The 12,586-nt window shown below is 62.6% G+C and carries 14 protein-coding genes; 7 read left to right on the top strand and 7 right to left on the bottom strand.

Annotated features, from left to right (window positions below):
• Positions 1-105 precede the first annotated feature (105 nt).
• A complete protein-coding gene (locus tag AC2CQI_RS24345) occupies positions 106-249 on the top strand; it encodes a hypothetical protein (protein ID WP_484578131.1) in 144 nt (47 codons plus the stop codon).
• Positions 250-351: 102 nt separating this feature from the next.
• Entirely contained in the window at positions 352-1,509 is a 1,158-nt protein-coding gene (locus AC2CQI_RS24350) for an MFS transporter (protein WP_484578132.1), read from the top strand.
• 78 nt (positions 1,510-1,587) lie between these two features.
• Here AC2CQI_RS24350 and AC2CQI_RS24355 read toward each other — a convergent pair whose 3' ends face one another.
• The 3 genes from AC2CQI_RS24355 to AC2CQI_RS24365 all read right to left on the bottom strand — a co-directional run bounded on the left by AC2CQI_RS24355 (position 1,588) and on the right by AC2CQI_RS24365 (position 3,213).
• Positions 1,588-1,848 (bottom strand): hypothetical protein, encoded by a 261-nt coding sequence (locus AC2CQI_RS24355; protein WP_484578133.1) that lies wholly within the window; start codon positions 1,846-1,848, stop codon positions 1,588-1,590.
• A 545-nt stretch (positions 1,849-2,393) separates the two neighbouring features.
• Positions 2,394-2,579, bottom strand: coding sequence for a hypothetical protein (locus tag AC2CQI_RS24360; RefSeq protein WP_075801454.1), 186 nt, complete (start codon positions 2,577-2,579; stop codon positions 2,394-2,396).
• A 322-nt stretch (positions 2,580-2,901) separates the two neighbouring features.
• Positions 2,902-3,213: an ArsR/SmtB family transcription factor gene (locus AC2CQI_RS24365; RefSeq protein WP_372239089.1), complete on the bottom strand. Its 312-nt coding sequence runs from the start codon at positions 3,211-3,213 to the stop codon at positions 2,902-2,904.
• 73 nt (positions 3,214-3,286) lie between these two features.
• Here AC2CQI_RS24365 and AC2CQI_RS24370 point away from each other — a divergent pair, with 73 nt between their 5' ends.
• The 5 genes from AC2CQI_RS24370 to AC2CQI_RS24390 all read left to right on the top strand — a co-directional run bounded on the left by AC2CQI_RS24370 (position 3,287) and on the right by AC2CQI_RS24390 (position 9,031).
• Complete coding sequence (locus tag AC2CQI_RS24370; RefSeq protein ID WP_075801452.1) at positions 3,287-4,378, top strand: NADH:flavin oxidoreductase/NADH oxidase; 1,092 nt, start codon at positions 3,287-3,289, stop codon at positions 4,376-4,378.
• A gap of 152 nt (positions 4,379-4,530) precedes the next feature.
• Positions 4,531-5,733 carry an MFS transporter gene (locus tag AC2CQI_RS24375; RefSeq protein ID WP_075801451.1) on the top strand — a complete coding sequence of 401 codons (1,203 nt, stop codon included), beginning with the start codon at positions 4,531-4,533 and terminating at the stop codon, positions 5,731-5,733.
• A gap of 80 nt (positions 5,734-5,813) precedes the next feature.
• Positions 5,814-6,716, top strand: a complete 903-nt coding sequence (locus AC2CQI_RS24380; protein ID WP_484578134.1) for a LysR family transcriptional regulator — start codon at positions 5,814-5,816, stop codon at positions 6,714-6,716.
• A 232-nt stretch (positions 6,717-6,948) separates the two neighbouring features.
• Positions 6,949-8,292 (top strand): SPFH domain-containing protein, encoded by a 1,344-nt coding sequence (locus tag AC2CQI_RS24385; protein WP_484578135.1) that lies wholly within the window; start codon positions 6,949-6,951, stop codon positions 8,290-8,292.
• A gap of 106 nt (positions 8,293-8,398) precedes the next feature.
• Positions 8,399-9,031 carry a glutathione S-transferase family protein gene (locus AC2CQI_RS24390; RefSeq protein ID WP_484578136.1) on the top strand — a complete coding sequence of 211 codons (633 nt, stop codon included), beginning with the start codon at positions 8,399-8,401 and terminating at the stop codon, positions 9,029-9,031.
• Positions 9,032-9,088: 57 nt separating this feature from the next.
• Here AC2CQI_RS24390 and ychF read toward each other — a convergent pair whose 3' ends face one another.
• The 4 genes from ychF to AC2CQI_RS24410 form a co-directional block, all read right to left on the bottom strand.
• Positions 9,089-10,189, bottom strand: coding sequence for a redox-regulated ATPase YchF (gene ychF, locus AC2CQI_RS24395; RefSeq protein ID WP_075801286.1), 1,101 nt, complete (start codon positions 10,187-10,189; stop codon positions 9,089-9,091).
• Positions 10,190-10,210: 21 nt separating this feature from the next.
• Positions 10,211-10,795, bottom strand: a complete 585-nt coding sequence (pth, locus tag AC2CQI_RS24400) for an aminoacyl-tRNA hydrolase (RefSeq protein ID WP_009405966.1) — start codon at positions 10,793-10,795, stop codon at positions 10,211-10,213.
• A gap of 76 nt (positions 10,796-10,871) precedes the next feature.
• Positions 10,872-11,468 (bottom strand): 50S ribosomal protein L25/general stress protein Ctc, encoded by a 597-nt coding sequence (locus AC2CQI_RS24405; RefSeq protein WP_075801284.1) that lies wholly within the window; start codon positions 11,466-11,468, stop codon positions 10,872-10,874.
• A 140-nt stretch (positions 11,469-11,608) separates the two neighbouring features.
• Positions 11,609-12,550 (bottom strand): ribose-phosphate pyrophosphokinase, encoded by a 942-nt coding sequence (locus AC2CQI_RS24410; protein ID WP_009405962.1) that lies wholly within the window; start codon positions 12,548-12,550, stop codon positions 11,609-11,611.
• Positions 12,551-12,586 lie beyond the last annotated feature (36 nt).

The following is a 12,586-nucleotide window of genomic DNA, read 5'->3' on the forward strand; positions in this document are numbered from 1 at the left end:
AATATCAGGTACCCGGTGATTGCCGCGCTGGGGAGGGCGATTGACGGGTGTGTCAGCCATGGCCTAGAGTGCCGTCCCTCTTTTCCGTCCTTGCTATTGCCGAACATGAACGCCGTTGTCCGTCCCGTCACTGCCAGGCTGCCCCTTTTCCGGGCCCTTCGCCGTGCCTGGCCGCAGGACACCGTGCTCAAGCGCCGGCGCAGCGTGCTGTTCGCCTTCACCTTCTCGCCACACCGCCTGTTCGCCTGACCCCTGCGGGCCTTCGGGCTCGTCCGTCTGCTTTCGATTTCAGCGTCTGTGCGCCCGCGCGCAAGGCATCGAGCCTGCGCGTCGGCGGTGGTGGAGTGAGTTGTGAACAAGCGTTTTCTCGTCGGTGTGCTGTTCGTCGTTTCCGTGGTCGGTTTCAGCCTGGGCGCGACCTTGCCCCTGGTTTCCCTGCGCCTGCTGCAGGCCGGTGCCAGCAGTCTGCAGATCGGCATTCTCTCGGCCATGCCCGCGGCCGGGATGATGCTCTCGGCCTTTCTCGTCGACGCCTGCTGCCGGCACCTGACCCGCCGTAATATCTACCTGCTCAGCTTCAGCCTCTGTGCCCTCAGCGTTGGCCTGATCGAATGGGCGTTCTCCTCGATCTACCTGCTGGCCGGCTTGCGCCTAGCCCTTGGGCTGGGCATGGGCGTGGCGATCATCCTTGGCGAGTCCTGGGTCAACGAACTGAGCGAAGAGCACAACCGCGGCAAGATCATGGCCCTGTACGCCACCGCGTTCACCGGCTGCCAGATGCTCGGCCCGGCCATGCTGTCCTTGCTGGGTGCGCAGGGGCCGTGGCTGATCGTGATGGTCTCGGTGGGTTACGTGCTGGCGCTGGCCTGCATCCTCTGGACGGTGCCGAACGATCATGTCGAACACGGCGAGGATGGCGCAAAGAGCTTCTCCCTGGCCGGCTTCTTCCGGGTGGCGCCGGCGTTGTGCATGGGCGTGCTGTTCTTCTCTTTCTTCGACGCGGTAATCCTCTCGCTGCTGCCGGTCTACGCCACCCACCACGCCTACGCGGTCGGCGTCGCGGCGCTGATGGTCACGGTGATCCTCACCGGCGACATGCTCTTCCAGCTGCCCATCGGCTGGCTCGCCGACCGCTGCGAGCGAACCACGGTGCACCTGGTGTGTGGCGTGCTGGCGATGCTGATCGGCCTGGCCCTGCCGTGGCTGATCCAGGTGCAATGGCTGCTCTGGCCGGCGCTGGTGCTGCTCGGCGCGGTGGCGGGCGGGGTGTATACCCTGGCGCTGGTGCTGATTGGGCAGCAGTTCAAGGGGCAGGACCTGGTCACGGCCAATGCCAGTGTCGGCTTGTTGTGGGGCGTGGGCAGCCTTGTCGGGCCGCTGGTCAGTGGCGCGGCGATGGACGTAGCGCCGGAAGGTCTGCCGATGGCACTGGCGGTGATGGCGGCGTTGTTCGTGTGCTTTGCGCAGTCGGCGAGCCGGAGGGTGTGGCGGGTTTCGGCGGTGGAGTGAGCCGCTGGACGGCGGGATCAGCGGCTTGGACACTGCTTGGCAGATGGGGACTGATATCCCATTAAGGAAACCCCCAGATCAGGATTTCGAGGACTTGTCGATCTGGGCTGTTTCGGCTGCAAAGTCAGTATCTTGAAGTCTACCCTGCGCTGCAGTTCCTCCAGAATACATTGCGTCGGGGTCATATATTTTGAGATCAATTATGGTGATTTCACCACTGCCAGCAGGAAACTTGGCTTTGATCAGCTTCCTCATCTCTTCCTCGTTGGCAGCGGCAAAGGTGCCATGTTTCTGTTGTCCGGTGTTCTCTGCGCGTGCAGAAAAAGTGTATTCAGGCATTTTGATTCTCCTTGCATCCGTGAGTGTATTGATCGCGTCCATTCGGAGCTTGTCGCGACGCTTCCATGATGAGCGCATGCGCCGTGCTGTCTACTGGCAGAAATATCGAGTTGGACGTCCGGCGGTGCGTTGGGGATTGTCTGGCGAACGCCGCTTTGTTTGAACGAAAGGTGTCGTATTCAGCTACGAAAAACCGGACATTTCCGTCTTTTGTGTAGGTAATTTCCCAAGCATACTTCCGCGCCTGATTGGCCGTTGTGCTCTTGGAAATCACTGCCTAGTCTTCGGCGGTCGTTGCGAAAGTGACGATGGGCTTTGACAGGCCCTGCGGATCTAAGACGCTGGTTGTCCTTATGGCGGCTGTGCGTGCGGGCACCTTATTGGTGCGCCGGGTTCTTAGTCCCTGGTCTGTCAACCCGCGCACAGTTGCCACCCTGTCCTCTGCATCCGCGAAGGACTGTCCCTCGACGAGGCGTTGTACCTCGCTCGCCAGCATCTTTACAGAACCATCGATAACGCCTACGAGGCGGCGGAAGACGCGCAGCTCAATCCAGCTTTAAGCTGGATGAGAAGATTGGGCTGATCGACACTTCCTGGTCGTCATACATGGCCACGACCTTCGCAGCAGCCTCTTCGAAGCTGTCCGCTTCCACCTCCACTATGTTAGGAGGAGCGAAAGGTTTGCGGTCTTTCAGTAGTAGTGGTTCAACCGCGAACTTGAACGTTGTCATCTCGTTCTCCTTGCTCTGGAACACCGGCTGACCGGGTGAAGTTGGTGGTGCGGTCAGGTCTCCATGGTGAGCTCATGGTGAGGAATGTCTACTAGCAGAAATATCAGGTCGAGCGTCGGGTAGCGGAGCAGCGCTTGAGCAAGGGCATGACCTGGAGTGTTCTGGTGCTGGTGGGCGGGTGGGGATTCAGGCGGTTGGGTGGTTGATCTTGAGGGCCTCATCGCTGGCAAGCCAGCTCCCACAGGGTTTTGCAGCGCCGCAGACACTGTGGGAGCTGGCTTGCCAGCGATGAGGCCCGTTCAGCCAACACAAATCCCGACGCTCAGACGTGCTGCAGAATCGCCCCGATCAACCCTGGGAACCGCCCGTCCAGCGCCTCGATGCGCAGCGAGTTCATATGGGTCGTGCCCATCGCCCGCGTCTGCACCAGCCCCGCATCGCGCAGTACGCGGAAGTGATGGGACATGCTCGACTTCGGCCGCCCGCCGTCCAGGTCGCCGCAACTGGCTTCGGGGCAGTTGGCCAGGGTGCGGACGATTTCCATGCGCACAGGGTCGCTCAGCGCATAGAGCACGCGTTCGAGGACGAAGTCTTGAGGTTCGGGGTGTTTGTAGGCACGCATGGGCCGAATCATACCGGAGGCTTCACTAAATGCCAAAGTTCGAATACTATCGAACAATCGTATCTAGCCCTCCCTGGAGTTTTCCATGACCGCACTGTTCCAGCCGTTCACCCTCAAGGACGTCACCCTGCGCAACCGCATCGCCATTCCGCCGATGTGCCAGTACATGGCCGAGGACGGTGTCATCAACGATTGGCACCAGGTGCATTACGCCAGCATGGCCCGTGGCGGCGCTGGCCTGGTGGTGGTGGAAGCCACCGCGGTTGCCCCTGAAGGTCGTATCACCCCGGCCTGCGCCGGGATCTGGAGCGATGCCCACGCCCAGGCCTTCGTGCCGGTGGTCAAGGCGATCAAGGCCGCAGGTTCGGTACCGGGCATCCAGATCGCCCACGCCGGGCGCAAGGCCAGCGCCAACCGTCCGTGGGAAGGCGATGACCATATTGCCGAATCCGACGCCCGTGGCTGGCAGACCATCGCCCCGTCCGCCATTCCCTTTGGTCATCATCTGCCGAAAACCCCGCGTGAAATGACCCTCGACGATATCGCCCGGGTCCGCCAGGACTTCGTCGATGCCGCACGCCGTGCCCGCGACGCCGGCTTCGAGTGGATCGAGCTGCACTTCGCCCATGGCTACCTGGCCCAGAGCTTCTTCTCCGAGCACTCCAACCAGCGTACCGACGCCTACGGTGGCAGCTTCGACAACCGCAGCCGTTTCCTCCTGGAAACCCTGGCCGCCGTGCGTGAAGTCTGGCCTGAGCACCTGCCGCTGACCGCCCGTTTCGGCGTGATCGAGTACGACGGCCGCGACGAGCAGACCCTCGCCGAATCCATCGAGCTGGCCCGCCGCTTCAAGGCCGGGGGCCTGGACCTGCTGAGCGTCAGCGTCGGCTTCACCATTGCCGAAACCAATATCCCGTGGGGCCCGGCCTTCCTCGGTGAAGTCTCGCGCCGCGTGCGTGACGAAGCCGGTATCCCGGTGACCTCGGCCTGGGGCTTCGGCACGCCGCAACTGGCGGAAGAAGCGGTCAGCTCGCGGCAGCTGGATATCGTTTCGGTGGGGCGTGCGCATCTGGCGGATCCGCACTGGGCGTATTTCGCGGCCAAGGAACTGGGTGTGGACAAAGCGTCGTGGACCTTGCCTGCGCCGTATGCGCACTGGCTGGAACGCTATCGCTGAGTTCGACTGCAACCGGAAACGGGCCGCCTTGCGCGGCCCGTTTCGCTTTTGCGCAATACGCATCGCTGTATTGCCTTGCGGATGGATTCCGTGACGGCGCTGGCTTCTCTAGTCTGGCGTCATCCGATTTACCCAGCCCATGAGGTTTCATCATGTCCCTTGGCAATTCCGCGACCGCGCAGCCTGCGGCGGCCCATGCCACTCCCGTACTCTCCAGTTCGCTGGTGATTTTCCTGGCGATCTGCTGCGGTGCAGTGGTTGCCAACCTTTATTACGCGCAACCCATCGTCGAGCTGATCGCGCCGTCCATCGGCCTGTCCAGCGCCAATGCCAGCCTGATCGTGTCGCTGACCCAGTTCGGCTATGCGATTGGCCTGCTGTTCCTCGTGCCCCTGGCCGACCTTCTGGAAAACCGCCGCCTGCTGGTGGGCTTCACCCTGGCGGCGGCGGTGTGCCTGGCGGCCGCAGCGCTGAGCAGCACGCCGTCGCTGTTCCTGGTCAGTTCGCTGTTGATCGGCCTGACCTCGGTGGCGGTGCAGATCCTTGTGCCGCTGGCCGCGCATATGGCGCCGGAAGCCTCTCGCGGACGGGTGGTGGGCAACATCATGAGTGGCCTGTTGCTGGGCATCCTGCTGTCGCGGCCGATCTCCAGCACCCTGGCCGAAGCCTTCGGCTGGCGCGGGGTGTTCTTCGGCGCGGCCGGGCTGATGGCGTTCATGGCCGTGGTCATGGGCTTGTTGCTGCCGCGCCGGGTGCCGGCGCACAAGGCCAGTTATGCACAACTGATCGGCTCGGTGTTCACCCTGGCCCGGCGCTATGCGGTGCTGCGCGAGCGTTCGCTGTACCAGGGTTTGCTGTTCGCCGCGTTCAGCAGTTTCTGGACCATCGCCCCGATCGAACTGGTGCGGCACTACGGTTTCAGCCAGACCGAGGTGGCGATCTTCGCCCTGGTCGGTGCGGTGGGCGCGGTTGCCGCGCCGATCGCCGGGCGCCTCGCCGATGCCGGACACGGTGTGCGCGGCACCCTGGCGGCCTTGCTGCTGGCGCCGTTGTCGCTGGTCGCCGGTGCGCTCTCGGGGGCAGGGTGGTTGTGGATGGTGGTCACGGCCGTGGCCCTGGACTTTGCCGTGCAACTGAACATGGTCCTTGGCCAGCGCGAGGTGTACGCCCTCGATCCGCACAGTCGGGCGCGGCTCAATGCGGTGTACATGACCAGCATCTTCGTCGGCGGCGCCCTCGGTTCGCTGATCGCCAGTCCGCTCTACGAGCATGTTGGCTGGCCAATGTTCGCCTGCATGGCGGCGCTGCCCCCACTGGCTGCGCTGATCCTGTTCATCCTCCGTCCGCGCGGCTGAGCACGCTCATGCAAGCGCAGCGCGACGCTTTGCTGCACACTGCCCGGCCAGAGACCTCAGCCGAAGCCAGGAGCCGGGCCGTGGACAAATTGCAGGCGTTGGGCATGTTCGTCGAAACCGTGCGCTGCGGTGGCTACTCGGCCGCCGCCCGCAAGCTCGGCGTGGCAACCTCTTCGGTGACCCGCCAGGTCGCCGCCCTCGAAGCCGAACTGGGCACCACGCTGCTCAACCGCACCACTCGCCACAGCAGCCCGACGGTGGTCGGCCAGGACTACTACGACAAGGCCGTGGCCATTCTCGAAGCGTTGGCCGAGGCCGATGGTGCGGTGTTCGACCGTGGCAGCGAAGCACGCGGGCGGTTGCGGGTGAATGTGCCGGTGGAGTTTGGCCGGCGGGTGATCGCGCCGCATCTCGGGCGCCTGCTGGCGCGGCATCCGGAACTGGATATCAGCCTGACCCTCAGCGACCAGATGACCGACCTGCTGACCGAGCGGGTCGACCTCTGCGTGCGCCTGGGTTCGACGCTGAACAGCGAGGACGTGATCAGCAAGCCCATCGGCCGCTTCGAGCGCTGGCTGCTGGCGAGTCCCGGGTATCTGCAGCGGGCCAGTATCCCGCGGCATCCGCTGGACCTGCTGGAGCACCAGTGCCTGGTGTTCGACTACGGGCCGGCGCTGCAGAACTGGGTGTTCCGCGAAGGAGGCGACAGTATTCCGATCAATGTGCAGGGGCGCTTGCGCAGCAATAACGCCGATGTGCTGCGCGAGGCGGCGATTGCCGATGGCGGGTTGGCGCTGCTGGCGGACTGGCTGGTGGCCGAGGATGTGCGGCAGGGCAGGTTGCTGCGGGTGCTGGAAGGGTTCGAGGCGAGTCCGGGGAGTGCCAGTTGTGCGATCAATGCGCTGTATCTGCCGAGTCATCGGGATTCGAGCCGGATTCGGGCGTTTGTGGGGTTTCTGGAGGAGATCCTCGCAACAGCTTGAGCCGAGAAGAACCCTGAATGCCGAACGCGGACCCTGTGGGAGCTGGCTTGCCAGCGATAGCGATGGTGAATTCACTACAGCAATCGCTGGCAAGCCAGCTCCCACAGGGTCCGCGTTCGGCCATTTATCGCTTGTTTAAGTCAGACGCTTCCTACGACTCAAGCAGAATCCCCTCATTGCCGGGGAAATGCCCCCCACAGAGCATGCACGTCCCTCATTCAAGGAGACGTCCATGTCCAATCTCTCACTGCCAAACGTCGATCTACCCCGCGTCAGCCGCAAGACCGTCGCCCTGGTCGCCATCCCCCTGATCGCCATCGGTGCCTGCGCCGCTTTGTTCAACCAGGTGTTCTTCTACAACGAAGCCGGCCAGATGGCTCATGTGCGCACGATCTTCGGCGAGGAGAAAGTGGTCGAGGACGTCGGCTACGCCACCCAGTGGTTCGGGCGCACCACCGTATGGAAACGCACCATCGGCGTTCAATCGGCGTTGCAGGGCGATACCCATGCCAGCGGCAACCCGACCGTGACGGTTGGCACCCTGCCGATCGTGTTCCTCGGCAACGTCGATGCCAAGGCCGAGTTCAGCACCCAGTTCCGCATGCCAACCGGCGAAACCTTCCTGACCATCGCCCATGAGTACCGCACCCCGGAAAACTTCCTGCAGCGCGCACTGCTCCCGGCGGTCAAGGAAACCCTGCAGGCCACCGCCTCGCTGATGAGCGCCGATGACTACTACGCCGGTGACCGCAACCAGTTCGGCGCCGAGTTCGAGAACCAGTTGCGTGACGGGCTGTACCTGACCAAGCGCAAGGAGGTGCGCGTCCAGCGTGAGCATCAGCCTGCGCAGACGGCGATCCTCCAGGCCGGCACCGAGCAGGGGCAATACGGCGACAGCATTTCCACACGCTTCGTCATCGAGAAGCTGCGTGACGAGCACGGCGTGGAAATCCGCAAGCAACAGCAGTTCCGCCTGTTTGGCGTGGACGTGGACGATGCCCGGGTCACCCATATCGACCCCAACCCGCAGTACCAGGAGCGCATGGTTCGCGTGCAGCAGGCCCTGGCCGAACTGGCCGTGGCCCGGCAGAACCGCCTGAAGGAAGAGGAGGAGAAGCAACTGGTTTCCGCCCGTGGTGCCAAGGATGTCGAAGCCAAGCGCCAGGAAAGCCTGCGCCAGCAGATCGAGCGCACCACCCAGGCCGAGACCGAGAAACAGCTCACCCTGATCAATGCCGAACGTGAGCAGCGCCGCGCCGAGATCGAGAAGAAGACCGCCGAACTGCTGCGGGACAAGGCCCGGGTCACCGGTGAAGCGACCAAGATCACCGCCGATGCCGAGGCCTATGCGCGGGCTGCGGCGATCAAGGCGGACGGTGCGTTGCAGGCGAAGCTCGATGCGCTGGTGCAGATCAACCGGGCCTGGGCCGCCGCCGCCGCCCAGGCACCGGTACCTTCGGTGATGATGGGGGCCACGGAGGGCGGTGCCGGACGCCAGGACGAGATGGGCAAGCTGATGAGCGTGCTGGCGACCAAGGCGGCGCGGGATCTGGCGGTGGACCTGCGAACCGAGTAAGTCTCGGCACTGGCAATTGACCCTTCCCGTGCAGAAATGCTTTGCTCCGTACGCGGTCAGTGCAGGAACTGACCGCCTCGGTCTTACAGGGCAAGGAAGGAGCGTCATGTCAGAGTTCAAGTTGCATTGTTTTGCCGAGTCCGGGAACGCCTACAAGGCTGCACTGATGCTCGAGCTGAGTGGTCTGGACTGGGAGCCGGTGTTCGTCGATTTCTTTCATGGGCAGACGCGCCAGGCCGATTGGCGCGGCGAGGTCAACGAGCAGGGCGAGGTGCCGGTGCTGGAACATGCCGGGCAGACGCTGACCCAATCAGCCCTGATCCTCGAGTACCTGGCCGGGCACAGCGGTCAGTTCGGACCGCGCAACGAAGAGGAGCGCCGCGAGATCTGGCGCTGGATGCTCTTCGACAACCACAAGTTCACCTCCTACTACGCCACCCTGCGCTTCATCTACGGGCTGAAGAACAGCGGCGAGACGCCGGTTACCACCTTCCTGCGCGAGCGCGCGAAGGCGGCCTACGAGATCGTCGATGGGCACCTGGCCAATCGCCCGTTCATGCTCGGTGAACGCCTGACCATCGCCGACTTCTCCCTGGCCGGCTACGTCTTCATGCCGGAAGATACCGGCATGGACCTCGCCGCATACCGTCATATCGAGGCGTGGAAAGACCGGATCCGCGACCTGCAAGGCTGGAAATCACCCTACGCGCTGATGCCAGGCCGGGAACTGCAGGCCTGAAAACAAAAAGCCCCCTGGAGCCGAGGCTCACAGGGGGCTTTTTGTTTCAGCGCGGAATCAGACGTTGAAACGGAAGTGCATCACGTCACCGTCCTTGACGATGTAGTCCTTGCCTTCCAGGCGCCATTTGCCGGCTTCCTTGGCACCGCCTTCACCCTTGTACTGGATGAAGTCGTCATAGGCGACCACTTCGGCGCGGATGAAGCCTTTTTCGAAGTCGGTATGGATCACCCCGGCCGCCTGTGGCGCGGTGGCGCCGACGCGGACGGTCCAGGCCCGGACTTCCTGCACGCCGGCAGTGAAGTAGGTCTGCAGGTTGAGCAGGGCGTAGCCAGCACGGATCACTCGGTTCAGGCCAGGCTCTTCCAGGCCCAGGGCCTCGAGGAACATGTCCTTCTCTTCACCTTCGTCGAGCTCGGCGATTTCCGCTTCGATCTTGTTGCACACCGGCACCACGACCGCGCCTTCTTCTTCGGCAATGGCACGCACCACGTCCAGGTGCGGGTTGTTGTCGAAGCCGTCTTCGGCGACGTTGGCGATGTACATCACCGGCTTGCTGGTCAGCAGGTGGAAGCCGCGGATCACCGCCTTCTCGTCGTCACCCATGTTCTTCATCAGGCTGCGCGCCGGCTTGCCTTCGGTGAAGTGCGGGATGAGTTTTTCGAGGATGGCTTTCTGCGCCAGGGCTTCCTTGTCGCCGCCCTTGGCGTTGCGCGCGACCTTCTGCAGTTGCTTCTCGCAGCTGTCGAGGTCGGCGAAGATCAGTTCCAGGTCGATGATCTCGATGTCACGCTTGGGGTCGACGCTGTTGGAGACGTGGATCACGTTCTCGTCTTCGAAGCAGCGCACCACGTGGGCGATGGCGTCGGTCTCGCGGATGTTGGCGAGGAACTTGTTGCCCAGGCCTTCACCTTTGGACGCGCCCGCTACCAGGCCGGCGATGTCGACGAATTCCATGGTGGTCGGCAGGATGCGCTGCGGCTTGACGATGGCCGCCAGGGCGTCCAGGCGGGCGTCCGGCATCGGCACGATGCCGCTGTTCGGCTCGATGGTGCAGAAGGGGAAGTTCTCCGCCGCGATACCGGATTTGGTCAAGGCGTTGAACAGGGTGGACTTGCCGACGTTGGGCAGGCCGACGATGCCGCAATTGAATCCCATGGTGAATCCCTCTTCGTGAAGTCAGGCCTTCTGGCTGTGCAGCTCTCTCATCGCACGCGCCCATTCGCCGGCGAGGATGTCCGGCAGCACGCCGAGGGCAAAATCGATACTGGCGTCGAGCTTGTCCTGTTCGGCGCGGGGCGCCTTGCCGAGGACGAAGTTGGACACCAGCTTGGCATCACCCGGGTGGCCGATGCCAAGCCGCAGACGGTGAAAGTCGTTCTTGTTGCCGAGCTGCGCGATGATGTCGCGCAGGCCGTTGTGCCCGCCATGGCCGCCGCCCTTCTTGAGCTTGGCGACGCCGGGGGGCAGGTCGAGTTCGTCGTGGGCCACCAGGATGGCATCTGGCTCGATGCGGAAGAAATTGGCCAGAGCAGCAACGGACTGGCCGCTGCGGTTCATGTAGGTGGTGGGGATCAACAGACGAACGTCGTGGCCCTGATGGCTGAATTTTGCCGTCAGGCCGAAATACTTGCGGTCAGCGGTCAGGTTGACACGCTGGGCGCTGGCGATGCGTTCAACGAAAAGAGCCCCTGCGTTATGCCGGGTCTGTTCGTATTCGGGGCCTGGGTTTCCCAGGCCGACGATCAACTGGATGGCGGTCACGTCAGGGGCTCTTCCTTGGAGTTGGGGGTTGCGGCGTCAGCGCCGCAACCCGGGCAACACCGGCGAACCGAGTGGATTACTCGGCAGCGCCTTCTTCAGCTTCCGGAGCAACGCGCGGAGCGTGAACGTTGGCAACAGCTTTGTCATCACCGTGGGCCAGAGCGACGAACTCTACGCCTTTCGGAGCTTTCAGGTCCGACAGGTGGATGATGGTGCCGATTTCAGCGTTGGCCAGGTCAACGTTGATGAACTCAGGCAGGTCCTTGGCTTCGCAGGAAACTTCGATCTCGTTTTCTACGTGGGAGATCTCGCCGCCTTTCTTGACCGGAGCTTCTTCGTTGATGAAGTGAACCGGAACCTTGGCGGTCAGTTTCTGGCCAGCAACGACGCGAACGAAGTCGGCGTGCATGATGAACTGCTTGGCTGGGTGACGTTGCATTGCCTTGACAATGACGTTCTGCTTTTTGCCATCGACGTTCAGTTCGATAACGTGGCTGAAGGCAGCTTCGTTTTCGAACAGCTTGGCGATTTCCTTGGCCAGGATGGTTACGGACTCGGCGTCCTTGTTACCACCGTAGACAACGGCTGGGATGCTGGCGGCGTGACGCAGGCGGCGGCTCGCACCTTTCCCCAGGTCAGTACGCGCTTGGGCGTTCAGGATGAAATCAGTCATTTTGTATCTCCAAAATTAGCCTCGGCTCCGGGTGGTGCTTGCGACCAGCACCAAAGCGGAGAGGGCAAAAAAGCCCCGCCCCAACAACGGGTGTTGGGGCGGGGCGCTTTACGTCAACGGATGTTCGCCAGGCAGATGCCTTAGCGGAACATCGCGCTGATCGATTCTTCGTTGCTGATGCGGCGAACCGCTTCGGCGACGACCGGTGCGATATCCAGTTGACGGATACGGTCACAGGCTTGTGCTGCGGCAGACAGCGGGATGGTGTTGGTCACCACCAGCTCGTCGAGCACGGAATTCTCGATGTTCTCGATCGCGCGACCGGAGAGTACAGGGTGCGTGCAGTAGGCGTAAACCTTGGCAGCGCCGTGTTCTTTCAGGGCCTTGGCCGCGTGGCACAGGGTGCCGGCGGTATCGACCATGTCGTCGACCAGAATGCACGTACGTCCTTCGACGTCACCGATGATGTGCATTACTTCCGAGTGGTTGGCCTTTTCGCGGCGTTTGTCGATGATCCCGAGGTCGACACCCAGGGACTTGGCGACGGCACGTGCACGCACGACACCACCGATGTCCGGGGAAACGATCATGAGATTCTCGAAACGCTGGTCTTCGATGTCATCCACCAATACAGGGGAGCCGTAGATGTTATCTACCGGAATATCGAAGAAGCCTTGAATCTGGTCTGCGTGCAGATCGACGGTGAGAACACGGTCGATACCGACGACGGTGAGCATGTCAGCGACGACTTTGGCGCTGATGGCAACACGCGCCGAACGCGGACGGCGATCCTGGCGGGCATATCCGAAGTAAGGAATCACAGCGGTGATTCGGGACGCTGAGGAGCGGCGGAAGGCGTCGGCCATCACTACCAGTTCCATCAGGTTATCGTTGGTTGGCGCGCAAGTCGGCTGAATGATAAAGACGTCCTTACCGCGGACGTTTTCATTAATCTCAGTGCTGATTTCGCCGTCGGAGAACTTGCCGACAGAAACATCACCCAGTGGGATATGCAGCTGACGTACGACACGCCGAGCCAGATCGGGGTTGGCGTTCCCCGTAAAGACCATCATCTTGGACACGCGCAGTACCTGAAGGCTGAGGGTATACCTGGATGA

It is taken from the genome of Pseudomonas sp. P2S-1, from assembly GCF_057197725.1.

Bases quoted from the DNA above. Each gene is read 5' to 3' on its own strand.
- AC2CQI_RS24370 (WP_075801452.1), top strand. From the start codon at position 3,287: ATGACCGCACTGTTCCAGCCGTTCACCCTCAAGGACGTCACCCTGCGC.
- AC2CQI_RS24375 (WP_075801451.1), top strand. From the start codon at position 4,531: ATGTCCCTTGGCAATTCCGCGACCGCGCAGCCTGCGGCGGCCCATGCC.
- AC2CQI_RS24365 (WP_372239089.1), bottom strand. From the start codon at position 3,213: ATGATTCGGCCCATGCGTGCCTACAAACACCCCGAACCTCAAGACTTC.
- AC2CQI_RS24360 (WP_075801454.1), bottom strand. From the start codon at position 2,579: ATGACAACGTTCAAGTTCGCGGTTGAACCACTACTACTGAAAGACCGC.
- ychF (WP_075801286.1), bottom strand. From the start codon at position 10,189: ATGGGATTCAATTGCGGCATCGTCGGCCTGCCCAACGTCGGCAAGTCC.
- AC2CQI_RS24345 (WP_484578131.1), top strand. From the start codon at position 106: ATGAACGCCGTTGTCCGTCCCGTCACTGCCAGGCTGCCCCTTTTCCGG.
- AC2CQI_RS24390 (WP_484578136.1), top strand. From the start codon at position 8,399: ATGTCAGAGTTCAAGTTGCATTGTTTTGCCGAGTCCGGGAACGCCTAC.
- AC2CQI_RS24405 (WP_075801284.1), bottom strand. From the start codon at position 11,468: ATGACTGATTTCATCCTGAACGCCCAAGCGCGTACTGACCTGGGGAAA.
- AC2CQI_RS24355 (WP_484578133.1), bottom strand. From the start codon at position 1,848: ATGCCTGAATACACTTTTTCTGCACGCGCAGAGAACACCGGACAACAG.
- AC2CQI_RS24385 (WP_484578135.1), top strand. From the start codon at position 6,949: ATGTCCAATCTCTCACTGCCAAACGTCGATCTACCCCGCGTCAGCCGC.